We start from the raw sequence: 18,741 nt of genomic DNA, 5'->3' as shown, positions 1-18,741 counted from the left end.
GGTGAGTCGTATCCTGGGACAGCCTAGCGCCCTTGTTCGCTAACCCAGTTTTTCTTGAAATCTTCGATATCCTGGGTGCTAAATTCATACAACGTCTGCAGCTGATCAATCACTTGCGTGAGCTTTGGCAATTCATTTACAGGGTCGGTTGCAAATTTGTAAGCGCTCGCAACTCCGTCCTGCGGTGCATTCAACAATACCAGCAATTGATCGATTTGCGCATCGCTAATTCGCTTGTCTGCCTGGGGAATGGTCCGCCAGCCGTGCAAAAAGCCAACCGCTTCACCATAAGAATGCAAGGCTGAGCCCACATCATCGGGAGATGGATTGGTTGCGCTCAACTTACTAATCGCCGAGTGGCAGTAATTGATGATCGTGGCCGCGTTGGCCTTTTCCCAAAGTAACTTCACTTCTGCGATGGCCTCGTCTTTTTCTGCCTGGTACTCCTGACCTGCCGCAGTAGCAGCCTGCAATTTCAGGAAAGCCGCTTTCATTTGGGAATACAAGCCGTTGCCGTCATTTTTGTCGCGACGTGCAGCGTAATTGGCCATGAAGCGGTCCCGTACATCCGAAGCAACGTTGGAAGAACCCGAGTTAGAAAAAGCGGGGGTAGCACCAAAAATAGCAAGTGTCTGATCTACTTGCTCGCCAGTCATTTGGGGAGACAGCAGCGTAGTAGCGTGGTTGTACAGGGCCGCACCGAACAAGCCTTTTTCTACCAGTTGCTCCAGTTCCAGGCCATTTTCGTCAAACAGATAGCCGCCTAGCGTACCGCCCTGTCCCGCGGGTTCACCTGGCGTATACACCGTACCGCCACTTGCCTTGGCCAATTCATCCAACCAACCGTCGGCACCGGTGATTCGACCGGCATAATAGGTAGTGGTAACGGTCTCAACACTTGGATTTCCCGCTTCGTACAGGCTCTCCAGTGTTGCTAAGGTAACCGTTTGACCTTGACGACCGCGCTGCATTTCGGTGGTCAGTGACGAAAGCTGGGTCAATACCGCTGCTTGTGTGCCAGTGGAGGTGGAAAAATTCGAGCCGTCATAGGTGGTAGGTAGCTGTAAGTCCGGACGAATGGGATCGTCCCCATTGTCACACGAAAAACAGGCAAGCCCCAGTATAAAAAGGGCAGTAAGCATTAGGTAACGATTATCAAACAAACGTTTCATTCAGTACTAATTTAAATGGTTTATCTACAATATTGGTTTCGGTTTCGAAAACGCCTCCCTGCGTTTTCTGATGACAAATATATAAAAGTTTTGTTTATTTAAACTAATTCTAAATAAAAATCAGAAAAAAGTAAGTGCCTGGATGCTGCACGATAGCCAATGCTTCGTCCCTGGCAAACGCCGCCCTCGGACCTGGCGCCTATCTCTTCGAAGACGGCTGAAAAAACAGAACCGGGGAATTATCGTCGGAGACGCCTCGCTGGGATCGGACGCAACAAAAAAAGCCAGATCCGTGGATCTGGCTTAATTCATGGCCGTCACGCCTGCTTTCCTAACCGGAAAACCTGCATAGAGTTTATTGATAAATCAGGTCAAATCGGTCGAGTTTCATCACCTTGTCCCAGGCAGCAACGAAGTCGGAGACGAATTTTTCTTTGGACGTTTCGCTGGCGTATACCTCGGCCAGGGCACGCAACTCGGAGTTGGATCCGAATATCAGGTCTGCCCGGGTAGCGGTCCACTTCGGTTCTCCGGTAGCCCGGTCCCTTCCTTCAAAGGTTTCTTTGCTCTCGGAGCTGGCCTTCCATTCGGTCCCCATGTCCAAAAGGTGCACAAAAAACTCATTGGTAAGGGTCTCTTTCTTATCGGAGAAAATCCCGTGCCCGGATCCATCGTAGTTCGCGTTAAGCGCACGCATGCCGCCCACCAATACCGTCATTTCAGGAGCGGTTAGGGTGAGTAGTTGGGCCTTGTCTAGCAACAACTCTTCCGTAGAAATGGTGTACTGGGTTTTCAGGTAATTGCGAAAGCCATCCGCCATGGGCTCCAGCAGGTCAAAGGACGCCACATCGGTTTGTTCCTGGGTAGCATCCATTCGTCCGGGAACGAAAGGAATCCTTACCTGGTAGCCAGCATTGGCAGCAGCTTGTTCCACGGCAGCATTGCCTCCCAACACGATCAGGTCGGCCATGGATACTTTCCTATTTCCGGCGTTTTCGTTGAATTCGGTTTGGATGGTTTCAAGCACTCCCAATACTTTTGCCAATTGCTCCGGGTTGTTGACTTCCCAATCTTTTTGTGGAGCCAAACGGATACGTGCGCCATTGGCGCCGCCTCTTCTATCCGAGCCCCGATAGGTGGATGCCGAGGCCCAGGCAGTGCTGACCAGCTCGCTAATTGACAATCCGGAATTTAACAAACTCGTCTTTAATGCGCCAATGTCTTGGGTGTTGATCAGGGGATGGTTTACGGCTGGGATAGGATCTTGCCAGATCAGATCTTCCGTCGGTGCTTCCGGACCCAGATACGCCGTTTTGGGGCCCATATCCCGGTGGGTAAGTTTAAACCAGGCGCGTGCAAAGGCGTCGTTGAATTTCTCCGGATTTTCGTAAAAACCCCTGGAAATTTTCTCGTAAACCGGATCAAATCGTAGGGATAAATCGGTAGTTAGCATGGTGGGCTTGTGCTGTTTTTCCGGATCAAAGGCATCCGGAACCATCATTTTCGGGTCTTTGGCTACCCACTGATGGGCGCCAGCAGGGCTTTTGGTCAACTCCCACTCGTTTTCGAACAGGTTAAAAAAGAACAAATGACTCCATTTAGCCGGAGTAGAGGTCCAGATTACTTCCAACCCGGAAGTAATCGCATCGGCTCCCTTACCCGACTTGTACGTGCTTTTCCATCCCAGGCCTTGTGCTTCGATATCGGCGGCCTCGGGCTCCGGCCCGACATGGGAGGCGTCTCCTGCGCCGTGGGTCTTGCCCAGCGTGTGTCCGCCGGCTATCAGGGCGACGGTTTCTTCGTCGTTCATGCCCATCCTTCCGAATGTTTCGCGAATGTCGTGGGCCGCCAGTACCGGGTCCGGATTGCCATTGGGCCCTTCCGGATTTACATAGATAAGTCCCATTTGTACTGCCGCCAGGGGATTTTCCAATTCCCGCTCGCCAGAATAGCGTTTTTCATCACCAAGCCATTTACCTTCTGCACCCCAATACACGTCCAACTCCGGTTCGTATACGTCTTCTCTCCCACCGGCAAAGCCGAAGGTCTTGAAGCCCATGGATTCCAATGCAACGTTGCCGGTAAGGACCATCAAATCCGCCCAGGAAATCTTATCCCCGTATTTTTGTTTGATGGGCCACAATAAGCGCCTTGCTTTGTCGAGATTGGCATTGTCCGGCCAGCTATTTAGGGGAGCAAACCGCTGTTGTCCGGAACGGGAGCCCCCGCGACCATCGCCGGTCCGGTAGGTACCTGCACTGTGCCAGGCCATGCGGATAAACAACCCCCCATAATGCCCGTAATCCGCCGGCCACCAATCCTGCGATTCGGTCATCACCGCCTCTATATCCTTTTTCAAAGCCTGATAATCCAGACTGTTAAAGGCTGCCGCGTAACTGAATGATTCCCCCATCGGATTGGATAGGGAAGAATTATGGCGAAGAATACTCAGATTCAACTGATTCGGCCACCAGTCGCTGTTACTGGTCGCAATGCGGTTGGAATTACTCTTTTGGGTTGCCCCGGAATACCCATCGGCTTCCGGCTCACTCGTGCGTTGACATCCTGAAAAAAGTGCTCCCATGATCAGAAGCCAACTAAAAACGATCGATTTTTTCATGCTTTTTTTACCAGTTATTTTATGAATAGAGTATCAAAGGTAATTTCTATCAGTTAATAATTATCATTGATTTTTTCGATATATGTTCGAAGAAATCAATCATTCTATTTGGCTTTTCATCCGATAATAAAATAAACATCGGTCAACCTATTTGTTATCAGTAGCTTACACCAAACATCCGAGAAAAATGCAGAGGATCCTTCACCGGAAGCCAGCGTACCAAAAAAGCAAAAGGGCGCAACCTTGCGCAAAACGATATACCGATTTGGTCAAGTGCCTTAGCCTCGCAAAAAGGGCTTACAAGGATACCCGCATGCTCCCGCAGCATCTGCCTCCTAATTGATCTGGCTGCGCCTGGGGCCTGCCACCAAATGGGAATAGGCGAATTCCACAGATTCCGGGGGGATTTCATTCGATGCCGCACAGCCGGGCGGCTGCCTTATTTTTCTGGAGTGCAGTCGCTTGTTCCCCGTTTACAGAAAAGAAAGGGGCGTAAAATGGTAGGGTATCGGCTTCATTTCCTGTTATTTCCTGAAGGAAACGGGATGGATGGCCCCTGGCCTGTTTTTTTTTGCACGGTCTCTTTCTTCCGTTGTGTTCCAGAAAATGGGCTCATTTACGGGAAAATTCAATAATTATTCCGTTTTTTAGGAGATTTCACTGGTTTCCCGGCACGAAATGCGTTCACATGCTGTGGGTGTGGAAACTCCGATCCGGTTTGCCCGCCGATTGATCGGCTCGACTGGAATCGCGGAACCAAGGACGGGACAATCCTTTCCTCAATCGCCTGATTCAAACAAATACAACCCTATGCCGCTCTTCCCATTCACACGTGCCCTGCCTTCGCCGCTACCATTGCTCATTGCTACAGTAGGGGTGTGGCTAGCTGCCCTGCTGTCCACCGAGGCCCGGCAATCCGTCAAAGCAGCCCGGCCCAATATCGTTTTCATCATGGCCGATGATTTGGGCTACGGGGATACCGGCCCGTACGGGCAGGAACACATTGAAACACCCCATATCGACGCCCTTGCGGCAGAGGGAATCCGTTTTACGCAGGCCTATGCCGGAGGGCCGGTCTGTACTTCCTCCAGAAGCGTATTGATGACAGGCTTACACAACGGCCATACAGTTGCCCGGGATAATGTACCGCATTACCCAACCTACCTGCGCTCAGGAGATATCACCCTGGCACAGGTGCTAAAAGACGCCGGCTACCAAACAGGAGGCGTGGGCAAGTGGTCCCTTGGCGATGCCCGGACAGCCGGGCGAGCAACGGCGAAGGGCTTTGATACCTGGACCGGGTACCTGAATCAAGACCATGCCCACTATTATTACCCCAGCTATCTGGATCACGACGAACGGAAAATCCACCTGCTGGATAACCCTATTCTGAGAAATCACTACAGCCATGATATCCTGACCAACGCTGCGCTCAATTTTATTCGGCAGGCAGCAGATTCACCCTTCTTTTTGTACGCAGCGTATACCTTGCCGCATTTTTCGGCAACGGAGGAGGACGAGCACGGATTGACAGTCCCTTCCACCAGCCCTTACGCAGAAAAAGACTGGCCGGAGCGAGCCAAAAAATACGCCGCCATGATTCACCGACTGGACAAAGACGTTGGGAAAATCATTGCGCTCCTCGAGGCCCTGGGAATCCGGGAGAACACCCTGATCATTTTCACCTCCGATAATGGTGGACACAGCGCTACCTGGAAAGGATTTAAAACCAATGGCATGCTGAAGGGCTTCAAGAGGGACTTGTACGAGGGAGGCATCCGGGTCCCCTTTATCGCCTCCTGGCCCAGCCAGATTCCCGCAGGACGGGAATCGACGGCGATCCTGGCATTTCAAGACATGCTTCCCACCTTTGCAGCCCTAGCCGGTGCACCCCTACCGGAAAGACTGGATGGGCAATCCCAGGTCGAGGCGCTAAGGGGCAAGCAGCTTCCCCACAGTGACCGGGTGCTGTACTGGGATTTCGGCCATACCCGCGAGCGGTACGACCAGGCAATCCGGATGGGTGACTGGAAAGGCATTCGGAGAGGAAAAAATCAGCCGATCGAACTCTACGACCTGTCTACCGATCCGGCGGAAACGAATAATCTGGCCGGAAAACACCCCGAGTTGGTGGATAAAATCGGGCAACTGATGGAATCGGAAGTAACTCCTTCTCCCCGGTATCCGGTCGGAGAACGGTACCGGGGAGGGGCCATTTGGAAAAAGGACTGGTAGGCGTCTGCCCGGTTTACTCCCCGGACAGGGCCTGTGCTTGTGCACGCATGGCCTCCGAGACCGAAAGGGGTCTTTTGTAGATTTTCACCGCCCGAACCACTCCGGAATTGACTGCCCAACGTTCGGGTAAGCGGATGGTTCCCAGGTCGGGATCGTACCGGGTCCAGCCGTATTGCCGGCTTTCTCCACCGTCACCTAGGACGCCATCAAGCAAAACTTGAATCACCTTTGGTCCATTGTCGACGAGAAAGGAAAGGCGATGCGACGAACCGATGGCTAATTGACCGGGATCCGAGGTCCAACTGCCTTTCTTGCCCCCAGCCATGAGGCTTAGTTGCACCTGCCGGTAGCCGACCGATTCCACCAGAACCCCGTCGCCATTCTCCACCCGCATATCAAGCAGCACCTGTCCAGGCTTCAAGGAAGAAAACACCAACTCCAGCTCGAGGGCAAAACCTCCACGGGGATTCCCTGCCTCCAAAAGGGGCCCCTCCCGATCGAAGTCACTGGATTTCAGTTGGATCACCCCCTGACCAGCGAGGAACTGCTTCGTAAAATCGGCTACCGGCGCGGGCAGTTCCGGGCCAGTCCCCGGATCGAGTTGAGACCAGAGCCCCTCCAGCAACGCTGCGTCCACGGGTATCAATCTACCACTCGCCTTATTCGTAGTGGTGACCCAATACTCCCCGTCCTGTTCGATCAGATCCGGGTAACTGTAGCGTCCCGTATCGTACGACAAGTCCTCCCCGTAAATAAAAATCTCGGGCTGGGACCAGTGTATCCTTCCGTCTTTCTCAATACCTCCGGCAATCCAGGCCGGATTGCGGTCCGAAAAATCATCCCCACTGTGGTGGTGGTACCAGAGCAAGTACTTACCGTTGTCGCATTTCCAGATTCGGGGGCAGGCACGGGGATTTTTTATTTTCCGGCCGTCGGCATACCTGGCAACCTCCGGCAAGGACCAGCTTTTACCGCCGTCCCGGCTGTAGGCATCCGCTGCGTATCCCATGCGTGTCCGATACATGCTGTACAAGTCGCCGTTGTTCAAGGATACGACGTTTTGCTCTTCCTGTACCGAACCGAAGGCGGGATTTCGAAGCCCCTCTTCTCCCTCGGGCAGTAGTTTCCAGTGCAATTTCTCCACCTCACGCTCGGTGGCAATGTTTTCACTCCAAACGAACCAGCCCTCTCCCTGGTCAAGCATGTATTTCCCCAATTTGGTGAAGGCAAACAGCATACCTCCGGCATAGGAAATCGGCTTGCCGATTCCCCACATAATTTGCACGTCTCCTCCCCAATCGTTGCCACGGTCCACATTGGTTTTTCGTATTGGCAATCGATACCGTTTTGACCAGGTCTGCCCACCATCATCGGAATACTTGTAGCAGTACCAACCCAGCATGTCGTTTCGGATAGACTTTCCGTTTAGGGTAGTCACTTCCTCGCCGTTGTAGATGTAGAAGGCATAGACCCGCCCAAAATCCGTCTGATAGGGCATGACCCAAGAGGCTGCTGGGCCGGAAGCCGGTTCGATGGCTACAGGTTCAGACCAGCTGGCCCCCTGGTTTGTAGACCGGGAAGCGACCACGTGCTGCCCGATTTCCCCCTCATGCAGGGTTCCCGTGGTGAACACACAAAGCCAGCTTTCGTCAGGTAAGACCACTACATAGGGCTGGTCGATGTATCCGTTGGCATAGATAGACTTGCCGTTGGCAAAATCCCGCCAATCGCTTTTCTGCGCACGGACAGATTCGGTCGACAAAAACATCAGAAAGCAAACAAAGAAGCCCAGTACAGCGATTGGAAGTTGCATGATCAGCAAGGGGTACAGGTGAAACGGATTTACACCACTAAATGTAAAATTTTCTCCGGAAATCCCATGGAGATGCATTCCATTATTTTTACCAGCTTGCCAGTTCTTTTTGGGTAAGGCAGGTCAAAACTCCGTTTGAAGGCAGCTACTTCACCCGGATTGTACGGGCTAAGCGAAAAAAACCATGGCAGGACGCGAAAACTAATTCCCGGTAGCCGGCAAACATCCCGGGCAGGTTCGGATTTCAGGCCGGCCACTGCTTGCTCCCCATCCTGAGCGCGACCCCCTGCTACCACGAGGAGGGCGGGATGCCAGTTCCCAGCCAATCTGGGGTTAGCCAAAAAAACACAGGTCCCGGACAGAGTCTGGGACCTATGCGCTTTCGATCAAAAATTAATCTTAAACCCTACAAAAAGACGTTAGTTCCGAAATATTTCCGGAATGCTTTCCGGCACAGATAGCTTGGAAAGAAATTTTTTCACTTTACGATTGCTGCTCGCTTTTTCAAGGTCTCGCTCATCCAGGGACCCACTTAATATGTATACCTCAGATTCTTTATCTTCCGGAGTAAACTGCTCCAAAAAATCCCAGCCATTCATGTGAGGCATGACCAGATCCAAAAAAAGGTAACGGGGTCGGATTTCCTGAACCCGTTGCAGTGCTTCCGCAGCCGAATCAAAGGTGTGGATCCGATAGGGACCGTGCATGCTTTTACGAATAAACTTTTCCGTAACGAACGTACTCACCCTGTCGTCATCAACCAAAACAATATCCATCATCGAACTACATTTATTATGCTTCAAAAAACATATTACCTATTGCAAACATAAGACAAAAAAACATACCCCGCAAGGGAAAAACGTTTTTTATCATTTTTTTTGCTTTTCAAATTATGTTTAATGCATTTAGAAAATGAGAAAGGATGTGTTTCTTCCGGAATGGCTAAAAAACGATGCGTTTAAAAATTCAAATTTTGACTAACCAGTTTTTTGAGGTATTCGCCGTAGCCACTTTTTCCCAATTTTTCCGCGGACTTTATCAGTTCTTCCTGGTTGATAAACCCGTTTCGGAAGGCGATTTCTTCGATGCAGCCGATTTTCAATCCCTGCCGTTCCTCGATGACTTCAACGAATTGTGCCGCCTGCAATAGGGATTGGTGGGTGCCGGTATCCAGCCATGCCGTGCCCCTGTTCAGGATCCCTACCTTGAGTTTTCCTTTTTTCAGGTACACATTATTGATATCGGTTATTTCCAGCTCTCCCCTGCTGCTTGGTTGAATATTTCTTGCAATTTCCACCACCTCGTTGTCGTAGAAATACAATCCGGGAACCGCAAAGTTGGACTTCGGCGCGGTGGGCTTCTCCTCAATGCTCAGCACCTTGTACTGACTGTCAAATTCTACCACCCCGTAGCGCTGCGGATCGTTTACGTGGTAGGCAAATACCACCCCACCGTCCGGGTCGGTATGGTTTTTAAGCGTACTGTACAGACCAGTACCGTAGAAAATGTTGTCTCCCAAAATCAGCGCTACCTTATCCTCGCCGATAAATTTTTCTCCGATGATAAAGGCCTGAGCCAGGCCCTCGGGTTTTGGTTGAATCGCAAACTGGAAATCACAGCCCACCTGACTCCCGTCTCCCAGCAATTTACGGAATGCCTCGTGGTCTTCGGGCGTGGTGATGATTAAAATTTCCCGAATACCCGCCATCATCAAGACTGAGAGCGGGTAATAAATCATGGGTTTGTCGTAAACGGGCATGAGCTGTTTGCTTACGGCAATCGTCAGGGGATAGAGGCGGGTGCCTGAACCCCCGGCTAAAATAATTCCTTTCATAAAAACAATGCGTTAGTCAAAATACATACAAAACCGACCCAATGGGCCAAACAAAAATACTACGGGCAACAACCAAGAGAAAACTAAAATGCGCTTGCTTGCATACCTATTCCAAAGTTTAGTTGCACCTAAAATAGGTAATATTTCTTATCTGTTGAAATTTCCTATCTATTTCCATGAATTTTTTGTAGCTAAGATTCAACTTCTCCGCAAGAAATGATACTTTTAACCGTTACTAGATGAACCAAACCGCGTAGGCCTAACATGAAAAAACTACTCTCCGTAATTTCGCTGCTTCTACTTGCCGCCCCGCTGCTTCCCCTGAGGGTATCCGGTCAAAACTTTTACAAAGAGAAAATATCCAGAAACCAATACGTGCAGGCAGGATTGGGGCTCGGCGCCATGTATTCAGACAATTCGGGTAGGTTTCGGGGCCTGGATGTCAAGATAGGCCCTGCTGCTTCGGTTGCCTACGGTAGAAAACTCCATCCACACCTCGACCTGCGAGGTTACCTGGGCTACCAACGTACACAAAGTCAGGATCAGGACTACTTCACCCCGCAAACCATCGCTAGCTGGGAGGCAAACGGACAGGCAATTGAAAGCAAAAACAACCTGATCTTTTTAGACCTGATGCCTACCCTGCAACTCTTCAGCTCCGAAAACCACACCCAACGAAAACGGCTTAATGCGTACCTGGGTGCAGGCCTGGGCTTGCTGCTCAACTTAAACGAGGAAACCCGAATCGAAGGCAATGAAACCTCTAGCAGCAACCACAGCCGGATCGTTGGGTACGTACCGGTGCGCGGCGGCCTCAGCTACAAGCTTAACTTATATACCGATATCGCTTTGGAAGGGTCTCTTTTTCTTACGTTCTCGGATGAGCTGGATGGTAACGTAGGCTTTAACCAATTTAATGATTATCCCGTATCCGGGCAACTGGTCTTCAGACGGTATATCAATCCACTCAGAGGAGTGGATTAATCCTGCCATTTCTTTCCGGGAACTTTTACGCAGCGTTTATCCTTTTTACATGTATATACATGTAAATTAATCCGACTATGACTGCAACATTAAAAGCAATTCATGCGCTGGGGTTTCACTGGCAAACGCAGGATCCCTTTTTATTCTGTGCCCACCATCAGGACGCCTATCCCGAAGGAAAGCCCGACTTATCCCCCGTATCCGGTCTGAGTGGCAGGCAAATCGGACAGGACTTTTCCGGCAAAGACGGATGGAGCATGTACCATGGAAGCAAGGTCCCTGGTTTTCCCGCACACCCACACAAAGGCTTTGAAACCGTCACCATTGTGGAAAAAGGATTGGTTGACCACTCCGATTCGCTGGGTGCCGCTGGCAGGTTTGGCAATGGGGACGTGCAATGGATGACCGCCGGTAGAGGCGTCATGCATTCGGAGATGTTCCCCCTACTCGACGAAAAAAAGAAAAACGAACTGCACCTCTTTCAAATCTGGCTCAACCTGCCGCAGGCGAAAAAGCAAGTACCGGCGCATTTCAAGATGATGTGGAAAGAAGAGATTCCGGTGGCCGTCGTCAGAGACGAACTGGGAAAGCAAACACAGTTCAAGTTGATCGCCGGAAAACTGGCTGAGCAGCGGGCACTGGCAGCAGCCCCCGATTCCTACGCAGCCGATCCCGAAAACGAGGTGGCCATCTGGCTGATCAACGCCGAAGCCGGGGCAACGTTTACGCTGCCCGCAGTCGGGGAAGGCACCGATAGAAGTTTGTTTTTCTACGCGGGAGAGCGCATCGAAATTGCCGGGATGCCCATTTCCGAGAAGCACTCGGTTGATTTTGGAGAACAGGCGTCCGTAACGGTAAAAAACGGTGCACAACCGGGTTATTTCCTTTACCTGCAGGGAAAACCCATACGGGAAAAAGTGGTTCAGCACGGGCCTTTTGTCATGAATAGCAATCAGGAGATACAAGATGCTGTGCACGAGTTTCAGCGCACCCAGTTTGGGGGCTGGCCCTGGTCGAGCCACGAACACACCCATCCCCGGGAGCGTGGGCGATTTGCCATCCATGCGGACGGGCGGGAAGAAATCAAAGACTGACTCAAAAAACCGGCGAAAAACTTCGCCGGTTTCTTTTTTTCATCCGCGCACGTAAGCGGCTTCGTTTAGGTAGTCGTAACTCATCTCCACGCTTTTGATTGGAGTGTGATTGTAGCGCTCTACCTCCACATAGTAGCCTTTCATCCCTTGTGCATAGGCTGCGTCAAAAATTGGCCCAAAATTCATGGTGCCACTTTGACCAATTTCCTCTTCGTCTTTGATGTGCAAAAGGGGAAACCTACCCGCGTATTTTTTCAGGTAGGCGACCGGGTCCTTGCCTGCCTTGGTTGCCCAATACACGTCGAGTTCCATGCAAAAAAGATCCGGATCGGTATTTTCTAGCATGAAGTCATACATCACCTGACCCTCTATTTCATCAAACTCCCTGGAATGGTTGTGAAACCCAAATTGCAAGTCGTTTGCATTGGCAATCGTACCGATTTCGTTGTAATAATTGCACCATTTTTCCAACTCCTGCAAGCTGTCAGGTTTGGGCATAGAGGGCTTGATCAGAAAACTTGCTCCGACTGCTGCGTGCGCTGCGGCCGCCGCTTTCCACCAATCCAAGGCTTCTCCATGTTTTGCTCCCGAGAAATCCCTGGGACCGCCCACATGGGCGCTTTGCATGGACATACCGAGGTCGGCAATCATTTTCCTGATTTCTTCCGGCGCGTACCCGTAAATGGTGCCCTCCGAATAGTTTGCCGCTTCCAGATGGGTAAAGCCTATAGCGGCCACTTGCTGCAAAATTCCGGAAACGTTGCCGTCGATATCCGCTCGTAAGGAATACAGTTGCAGTCCAATCTGTTTTTGTGCGGGAGCCGCCTGAAGCCAATGGGCACCGGTGGCAGTGGCCAGACCAAGCATGCCTAGCTTTTTAATAAAGGATCTTCTGTGTTGGGTTACTTCCATGAAATAAGGTTTATTAAGGTATACAATCGCTTACGCATGCTATGCGGGAATAAAGCTAGGAAGAATTTTAGTTTTATGGAATGATTCGGTTTGTTTTCGTATTTTCGCTACGGCGAAGAACGTATTCAGGCTAATTTTTGCTAACTTGGTTTGCCGAAATAAATTTTTGTTGGAAAGTAAAGGTATTTGAATGGAAGTATTAGGATTGGATATAGGAGGGTCCGGAATCAAGGCAGCCCCGGTAAATATCGAAACAGGGGAGTTGACAGCAGAGCGGTTCAGGGTCCCTACTCCCAGACCTACCAAACCAGAAAGCGTCGCGGAAGCCGTCCAAACACTGGTCAATCATTTTGCATGGGAAGGTCCCATCGGCTGTGGGTTCCCCACGGTGGTAGCCAACGGGCGATGCATGACCAAAAGCAACATCCATAAAAGCTGGGTAGGCGTTCAGGTCGATCAGTTGCTTGCCGAAAAAACCGGTCTTCCAGTAGTCGTGATAAACGATGCCGACGCGGCGGGCCTTGCCGAAATGACATTCGGTGCCGGCAGAGGACAGATGGGGTTGGTCGTTACCGTCACCATCGGTACGGGACTGGGTACGGGGGTTTTTTATAACGGACAACTGATTCCTAACTTCGAGCTGGGCCGCATCTACTACAAAAACGGAGAAATCATCGAGTTTTTTGCCGCCGATTCCGCGCGAAAGAAAGAGAACCTCAGCTACAAAACCTGGGGGAAACGCTTCAATAAATTCTTAAAACATACCGTTCGAATCATTTCTCCGGACCTGTTTATTTTGGGTGGTGGAGCCAGCAAAAAGCTGGACAAATTCGAGAATGAAATCACGGTGGAGGTTCCGGTCATCGCCGCCGAAAATAAAAACGAAGCGGGAATCATTGGAGCGGCCGTGGCAGCCCATTTGAAATTAAACGCCTAAATGACGATGAAAAGCTTTCGCTGTCTTCTGTTCCTGACGGTACTATCCAGCGGACTGCTACCCGGTTACGGTCAGGTACCGGAAATCATGACGGTACGGGGCCCGCTGCCTGCCGAACAAATGGGCCGAAGTCTGATTCACGAGCATTTGCTGGTAGACTTTATTGGTGCGGCCGAAATTACCGCTTCCCGCTGGGACCGAAAAGAAGTAGTACAACAAGTTCTTCCCTATGTGGAAGCATTGCCAGAAATGGCTATTCGAACCCTGGTTTCTTGCACCCCGGCTTACCTGGGAAGAGATCCCGAATTGCTCCGCGAACTTTCGATACGGACGGGGGTGCATATACTGACCAATACTGGGTACTACGGTGCAGTAGACAACAAGTTTTTGCCGGCCCATGCCTTTTCCTCCACCGCCGAGACGCTGGCCGCCATCTGGACCGACGAATGGGAGAACGGGATCGGGGAAACGGGTATCAAACCCGGATTTATCAAAATTGGTGTGAACAGTGGCCCCCTGTCGGACTTGCATCGAAAACTGATTGCCGCTGCTGGAATAACCCACAAACGAACGGGCTTGACCATCGCTTCCCATACCGGTCCATTTTTACCCGCAAAACAGCAGGTGGACCTATTGAAAGCGAGCGGAGTGCACCCCAGCGCCTTTATCTGGGTGCATGCACAGAACGAACCCCTACTGGAAAACTATTCCCTTCTTGCACAGGAGGGCGCTTGGATTAGCCTGGATGGGATACAGCCCTCCAACCTGGAAGACTACCTGAAAAGATTGGTTTATTTAAAAGAGGAAGGTTGGCTCCAGCAAGTGCTAATTTCCCACGACGCAGGCTGGTACCGACCCGGTGAACCGGACGGAGGAGAGTTTCGGGATTTCTCCACCATCGGCACGCAGTTCGTACCCCTGCTGCTGCAAAACGGATTTTCGGAAGAAGAAATTGATCTGTTACTGGTAAAAAACCCGGCCCGGGCTTTTGCCATTGAAAAACGATTACTTACTGGTGAATAAACAGATTACTTAACGTATAACCCCAAAGAAAACGTTACCTATGGATTTGAATGAATTGAAATACGGTCCAGGTTTCACGATGATGAAACTACCGCTGTATGGATGCGTGCTTTTGTGGATGCAACCTTTCGTCGAAAAAATGTCTGAGGAGGAATTTTTTCACTTTATCGGCACCATCAAACGAGACGGGCTGACACCCGAGCAAAAAGCATCCATAAAGGAACGACGAAAATCGCACCCAAACGTCATGCCTCCGGAATTTGGTGCTTATCTGAACATCACCCTGGATTGTATCATTCAGGAAAATGTGGGGAAATTCGAACGCCTGGGCTATCGACTGAACCACGATCAGATTTCCATTGATTGATCAAAAAGGCAAGGTTATTGCCCAGCTACGGAAAGTAATTCCGGTATTCGCTGCAATGGAGAAATGTGCGCAACCGCTATGCCTCTTTTATTAACGGATATTCATACAAACAACACATAAAACCCAATCTATCATGAGATTCAAAATCACATTATGCACGGCCCTAACGGCCCTCTTTCTTGTTCACCTGGCAGCAGCGCAGGATGTTCCCATGAAGTCCATCTTTAACGGTAAGAATCTGAAAGGTTGGACCGTACAACCCGAAGACAATATTTGGTGGACTGTGGATGAGGGAACCATCTATGTGGAAAACGATCCTACCAAAACCGGCTCCACCCTGTGGACAAAAAAGGAATACGGGGATTTTGTAGTTCAAGCAGACTTCCTACTGGGAAAGGGAGTGGTCGATTCCGGCATTTTTCTTCGCTCGGAAAAGGATCAGATTCAAATCGGGATTTCCGGCTCCCTAAAGCGGGACATGACGGGTTCGCCGTACATACCTGGAAAATCCTATCCGGTAGAAGCCCAGGGAGTAGCCAAGCTCCTCAAACTGGATGACTGGAATACCATGAAAGTGAGACTGGTGGATCAAACCTACACGGTATGGCTTAACGGGCAGGAAGTAATGACCTATACTTCAGAAAACATGCCCGAAAAAGGACCCATCGGATTGCAGCTCCACCCCAATAACGAGATGAGTATACGGTTCAAAAATATCCTTGTCGGCAAACTGTAAAAAAACTCCATTGAAAAAAAAGAACATCAACGGAAACTATCAGCTTTTCAGATGACATCGGTCATGTTTTTTTAAAAAGCATTTTGTTTATTTTGAAATACACTAGAAAAGCAATCGATGAGATGCGTTTCGGTTTCCCATTTTTGGGTGCTCAAAACGCGTTTCATGGGTAGAAAACAACGCTTGTAACCAAAAAAACCATCGTCATGAAACGAATCATTGTTCCCGTAGATTTTTCTCCCTATAGTGAAAACGCCTTTCTGACGGCATCAAAAATTGCCGCCAAGGGAGATGCATCCATTACATGTGTCAATGCCATCACTTCAGAACTGGACTGGAAACACCTTTCCGAAGCGGAGAAGGCCAAATATACCGAGATCCTGGACCTTGAAGCGGAGGCAAAAGATAAGCTAAAGGAATTCATTGCCACCCATAAAGTAAAAAACACCCCCATCGAGGCGGTGGTGGAAGTGGGCATGCCCGCTCAGGTACTGGTAGATCTCGCCGAACGACAAAAAGCAGACCTAATCGTCATCGGTGCTTATGGAAGGGGCTACGAATCCGGAAAATTCATCGGATCCACCACCCAAAAAGTAATGCGAGAGGCGAACTGCCCCGTACTCGCTGTGAAAAAAGTCCTTGATGGAAGGGCCATGAAAAAAATGGTTTTTGCCTCCTTGTTTAACGAAGCAAGTCGGCCTGCCTTTACCCGCATGAAGCCGCTGATCAAAACCATCGGAGCATCGGTCTATTTCCTATTCATCAACACCCCGGATAAGTTTACCGACAGTGCACGGGCCGAAACCTTGATGCGGAACTATGCTTCCGGGCAGGAAGACTTGATCATCCACCGCCATATCTACAACCACGAAGAGGCCGAAAAAGGCATTGTCGCGTATGCGTCCGAGCAAAATGCCGGAATCATCGCCATCGCCTCCAACGTCAGAAAATCCTCTGCCTCTTATCAGATCGGAGTGACCGATACCGTGTTGTTCAAGTCGGATATCCCGGTATTGAGTGTTAAATTTGAATAATAATCGGATACGCAAAGGCCGCGAATGCAGCAGCATTCCCGGCTTTTTTTTGCCTTATCGTTGTCGAAAGGCGACGATTTGTTTGATTTATAAACAGCAGCGTATTCGACTACCTGCTTCCGTCGGGAGCAAGCTGCCCCGGGCTATGAGGTTTCCCTGCTGCAAACCGGGAATCTCACAACAGGGGGCTTAGTCCCCCCCGTCAGCAGCCAGTTTGTACAAATACAACCGGCTCGGTTCGGGCCAGGGTTTCTCCCTGGGTCGATCGCGGTTCCGGTTTAGGGTTTCCCATTTCAATAGGTACCGAATGCCACTTTCCGGCGACTCCCCGATATCCCCGGCTGTACGCACCTCCAGGCCTGGAAACTTGCCTTCCACCGCTACTTGCTCGTCGAAAGGCGGCGCCTTTTTCACCGCTCCAATGTTCTCAAAACGGTCATTCAACAAGATGGTACCGTGACCGTATCGGATGTGCCAGTAGTCCAACTCGTACAAGCCGTCTGCCCGTTTCTGAAATCCCTTGATCCGCACCTCGCTGTTGATGCTGCCGTTACCGGAAAACTCCCATCGGTAGTCCCAGTCGGTAACCCGGGTATACACCCAGCCCTTCGCCTTCAACTGAGCGGTATAGAACTGCAAGTTGCCGTCGGAATCGTATTTGTGGTAGGCAAAAACGGGAAGGTTACGATCATCGAGTACCATGCGTGCCGCCAGATTAATGATCCCTCCTTTGACGGGAATGGGGTCCACAATAAGCGAGGTATTGGCAAGGGTGGCCGGCATGGGGATCGGTTCTCCGAAAGCATTGTACCAGTTTTTCAGATCGGGACTCTTCATGTACGAGAGGTCGTGATTGGTGGAACAATCGGGCGTGTCGCGCCATACCCAGTACACGTGGTACCACCCATCTTTCATCAAGGTGGGCTGGCTCTGATACGCATTCATTGCTCCCTGCCCGTCGGTCAGCGGGGTATCCAGCAAGCGGGTCCATTGCTTCGTGTCGCAGTCGTATAGGTTGTAGATTTCATTGCCGTTGCCGCTGCCTCCATCCCGGTAATGAAAGAGTAATTCGTTTTCCCGGGTAGTCATAAAATGCGGGTAGGTACAGCGTTTTTCGTTTTCGCCGACCATTTCCATGTGCTGTTGCAGCGTGGAAATATCGTGGGGTGTTGTGCTGCGAAAATAGGTAAGCGGGTGGCCGTGCATGTTGCCCGAAAGGTGGATAAAGCCTTCCTTGTCGATACCCAGCGTGACCGAATTGTGGCTATCCCAGCCAAGCACGGTGCTGGTGCCTCCCTGTGTTTCGCGGTACGTTGCCGGGAGAATGTGTAGCGCAAATTCCGGATCACGGAGGTTGCGCTGCCCCACGACCATGTTGCGGTTGGCATTGTAATAGGCGATGTACTGCCGGTCATCCTGAGTAAGCAGGCAAAATCCCACCGGGTGTCCTGCCCAAACCTCGTCAATCGACAGGGTTTGCACAATCGTCTCCTTTTTATCGGTATCATCGATCAGCAGGGGACTGGAGGAGGTTTGACCAAAAGCGGGCAAAGAAAGCAGCCCAAACAGAAGAAAAAAAGAAAGTTGTTTCATACCGGTAGGATTTTCCACTTAAATATGCTGCCTGATTTTTACAATTCAAAACGATAAACGGGTTAACGGTTAGGGGTGGGCCAAATTCTCCGAAAGCCGCAGCCATAAAACCATCCCGGGATGCGCTATGCAATCCGCAAAATCGTCGGTCCAAAACAGGGCGTTCGCGCAGCTCCCATTTGGGATCTAGGGTTGGTTTGGAATGCTCAAAAGCGATCCAGTTACCATCGGGCGAGACCTTCGGGTCGCTTGAAAAAACCCGATAGGCCGAGATAAATTCTTTTTCTCCGGTATCAATAGCTACCCGGACCAATTCCCTTGCTCGGGAGTCCAGGGTTTGTTTGGGATACGCCATGCGCTCCAAAAAATACACGAATTCCCCTTTTG

16 protein-coding genes are annotated in these 18,741 nt (G+C 50.6%); 8 read left to right on the top strand and 8 right to left on the bottom strand.

Features of this window, described 5'->3' with window-relative positions; genetic code table 11:
* Positions 1-23 precede the first annotated feature (23 nt).
* Both GCU44_RS18715 and katG read right to left on the bottom strand, forming a co-directional pair.
* Positions 24-1,172 (bottom strand): hypothetical protein, encoded by a 1,149-nt coding sequence (locus tag GCU44_RS18715; RefSeq protein ID WP_161993974.1) that lies wholly within the window; start codon positions 1,170-1,172, stop codon positions 24-26.
* 355 nt (positions 1,173-1,527) lie between these two features.
* On the bottom strand, positions 1,528-3,792 hold the full coding sequence (gene katG, locus GCU44_RS18710; RefSeq protein WP_154858557.1) for a catalase/peroxidase HPI: 2,265 nt from the start codon (positions 3,790-3,792) through the stop codon (positions 1,528-1,530).
* 810 nt (positions 3,793-4,602) lie between these two features.
* Here katG and GCU44_RS18705 point away from each other — a divergent pair.
* On the top strand, positions 4,603-6,027 hold the full coding sequence (locus GCU44_RS18705) for an arylsulfatase (protein ID WP_154858555.1): 1,425 nt from the start codon (positions 4,603-4,605) through the stop codon (positions 6,025-6,027).
* 13 nt (positions 6,028-6,040) lie between these two features.
* On the opposite strand, the gene GCU44_RS18700 is transcribed toward GCU44_RS18705, so the two are convergent.
* The 4 genes from GCU44_RS18700 to rfbA form a co-directional block, all read right to left on the bottom strand.
* Positions 6,041-7,918 (bottom strand): sialidase family protein, encoded by a 1,878-nt coding sequence (locus GCU44_RS18700; RefSeq protein ID WP_154858552.1) that lies wholly within the window; start codon positions 7,916-7,918, stop codon positions 6,041-6,043.
* Entirely contained in the window at positions 7,870-8,166 is a 297-nt protein-coding gene (locus tag GCU44_RS18695; protein ID WP_154858550.1) for a hypothetical protein, read from the bottom strand. Before GCU44_RS18695 ends, GCU44_RS18700 begins: the two co-directional genes overlap by 49 nt.
* Positions 8,167-8,259: 93 nt before the next feature.
* The gene (locus tag GCU44_RS18690) at positions 8,260-8,619 is read right to left on the bottom strand and encodes a response regulator (protein ID WP_154858549.1); all 360 of its coding nucleotides are present in this window, start codon (positions 8,617-8,619) and stop codon (positions 8,260-8,262) included.
* A gap of 179 nt (positions 8,620-8,798) precedes the next feature.
* Positions 8,799-9,674, bottom strand: coding sequence for a glucose-1-phosphate thymidylyltransferase RfbA (rfbA, locus tag GCU44_RS18685; RefSeq protein WP_092178659.1), 876 nt, complete (start codon positions 9,672-9,674; stop codon positions 8,799-8,801).
* Between the two features lie 264 nt (positions 9,675-9,938).
* Here rfbA and GCU44_RS18680 point away from each other — a divergent pair, with 264 nt between their 5' ends.
* The gene (locus GCU44_RS18680) at positions 9,939-10,658 is read left to right on the top strand and encodes a hypothetical protein (protein WP_154858547.1); all 720 of its coding nucleotides are present in this window, start codon (positions 9,939-9,941) and stop codon (positions 10,656-10,658) included.
* Between the two features lie 77 nt (positions 10,659-10,735).
* Positions 10,736-11,752 carry a pirin family protein gene (locus GCU44_RS18675; RefSeq protein ID WP_154858545.1) on the top strand — a complete coding sequence of 339 codons (1,017 nt, stop codon included), beginning with the start codon at positions 10,736-10,738 and terminating at the stop codon, positions 11,750-11,752.
* A gap of 39 nt (positions 11,753-11,791) precedes the next feature.
* Here GCU44_RS18675 and GCU44_RS18670 read toward each other — a convergent pair whose 3' ends face one another.
* Positions 11,792-12,664 carry a sugar phosphate isomerase/epimerase family protein gene (locus GCU44_RS18670; protein ID WP_241685021.1) on the bottom strand — a complete coding sequence of 291 codons (873 nt, stop codon included), beginning with the start codon at positions 12,662-12,664 and terminating at the stop codon, positions 11,792-11,794.
* A gap of 190 nt (positions 12,665-12,854) precedes the next feature.
* Here GCU44_RS18670 and ppgK point away from each other — a divergent pair, with 190 nt between their 5' ends.
* The 5 genes from ppgK to GCU44_RS18645 all read left to right on the top strand — a co-directional run bounded on the left by ppgK (position 12,855) and on the right by GCU44_RS18645 (position 16,761).
* Entirely contained in the window at positions 12,855-13,601 is a 747-nt protein-coding gene (ppgK, locus tag GCU44_RS18665; RefSeq protein WP_092178655.1) for a polyphosphate--glucose phosphotransferase, read from the top strand.
* A gap of 6 nt (positions 13,602-13,607) precedes the next feature.
* Entirely contained in the window at positions 13,608-14,624 is a 1,017-nt protein-coding gene (locus GCU44_RS18660; protein WP_241685020.1) for a phosphotriesterase family protein, read from the top strand.
* 40 nt (positions 14,625-14,664) lie between these two features.
* Entirely contained in the window at positions 14,665-14,991 is a 327-nt protein-coding gene (locus GCU44_RS18655) for a hypothetical protein (protein WP_206670858.1), read from the top strand.
* Between the two features lie 133 nt (positions 14,992-15,124).
* Entirely contained in the window at positions 15,125-15,727 is a 603-nt protein-coding gene (locus GCU44_RS18650) for a 3-keto-disaccharide hydrolase (RefSeq protein ID WP_154858539.1), read from the top strand.
* A gap of 206 nt (positions 15,728-15,933) precedes the next feature.
* Positions 15,934-16,761 carry a universal stress protein gene (locus tag GCU44_RS18645; RefSeq protein WP_154858537.1) on the top strand — a complete coding sequence of 276 codons (828 nt, stop codon included), beginning with the start codon at positions 15,934-15,936 and terminating at the stop codon, positions 16,759-16,761.
* Between the two features lie 189 nt (positions 16,762-16,950).
* Here GCU44_RS18645 and GCU44_RS18640 read toward each other — a convergent pair whose 3' ends face one another.
* A complete protein-coding gene (locus GCU44_RS18640; protein ID WP_154858535.1) occupies positions 16,951-18,354 on the bottom strand; it encodes a BNR repeat-containing protein in 1,404 nt (467 codons plus the stop codon).
* Between the last annotated feature and the right edge of the window lie 387 nt (positions 18,355-18,741).

The organism is Cyclobacterium xiamenense (assembly GCF_009467825.1).
Taxonomy (GTDB): Bacteria; Bacteroidota; Bacteroidia; order Cytophagales; family Cyclobacteriaceae; genus Cyclobacterium; species Cyclobacterium xiamenense.
Note: the sequence above shows the minus strand (reverse complement) of the source record. Positions and strands in the feature narration are given on the sequence as shown.

Bases quoted from the DNA above. Each gene is read 5' to 3' on its own strand.
- GCU44_RS18715 (WP_161993974.1), bottom strand. From the start codon at position 1,172: ATGAAACGTTTGTTTGATAATCGTTACCTAATGCTTACTGCCCTTTTT.
- katG (WP_154858557.1), bottom strand. From the start codon at position 3,792: ATGAAAAAATCGATCGTTTTTAGTTGGCTTCTGATCATGGGAGCACTT.
- GCU44_RS18705 (WP_154858555.1), top strand. From the start codon at position 4,603: ATGCCGCTCTTCCCATTCACACGTGCCCTGCCTTCGCCGCTACCATTG.
- GCU44_RS18700 (WP_154858552.1), bottom strand. From the start codon at position 7,918: ATGCATCTCCATGGGATTTCCGGAGAAAATTTTACATTTAGTGGTGTA.
- GCU44_RS18690 (WP_154858549.1), bottom strand. From the start codon at position 8,619: ATGATGGATATTGTTTTGGTTGATGACGACAGGGTGAGTACGTTCGTT.
- rfbA (WP_092178659.1), bottom strand. From the start codon at position 9,674: ATGAAAGGAATTATTTTAGCCGGGGGTTCAGGCACCCGCCTCTATCCC.
- GCU44_RS18680 (WP_154858547.1), top strand. From the start codon at position 9,939: ATGAAAAAACTACTCTCCGTAATTTCGCTGCTTCTACTTGCCGCCCCG.
- GCU44_RS18675 (WP_154858545.1), top strand. From the start codon at position 10,736: ATGACTGCAACATTAAAAGCAATTCATGCGCTGGGGTTTCACTGGCAA.
- GCU44_RS18670 (WP_241685021.1), bottom strand. From the start codon at position 12,664: ATGGAAGTAACCCAACACAGAAGATCCTTTATTAAAAAGCTAGGCATG.
- ppgK (WP_092178655.1), top strand. From the start codon at position 12,855: ATGGAAGTATTAGGATTGGATATAGGAGGGTCCGGAATCAAGGCAGCC.
- GCU44_RS18660 (WP_241685020.1), top strand. From the start codon at position 13,608: ATGAAAAGCTTTCGCTGTCTTCTGTTCCTGACGGTACTATCCAGCGGA.
- GCU44_RS18655 (WP_206670858.1), top strand. From the start codon at position 14,665: ATGGATTTGAATGAATTGAAATACGGTCCAGGTTTCACGATGATGAAA.
- GCU44_RS18650 (WP_154858539.1), top strand. From the start codon at position 15,125: ATGAGATTCAAAATCACATTATGCACGGCCCTAACGGCCCTCTTTCTT.
- GCU44_RS18645 (WP_154858537.1), top strand. From the start codon at position 15,934: ATGAAACGAATCATTGTTCCCGTAGATTTTTCTCCCTATAGTGAAAAC.
- GCU44_RS18640 (WP_154858535.1), bottom strand. From the start codon at position 18,354: ATGAAACAACTTTCTTTTTTTCTTCTGTTTGGGCTGCTTTCTTTGCCC.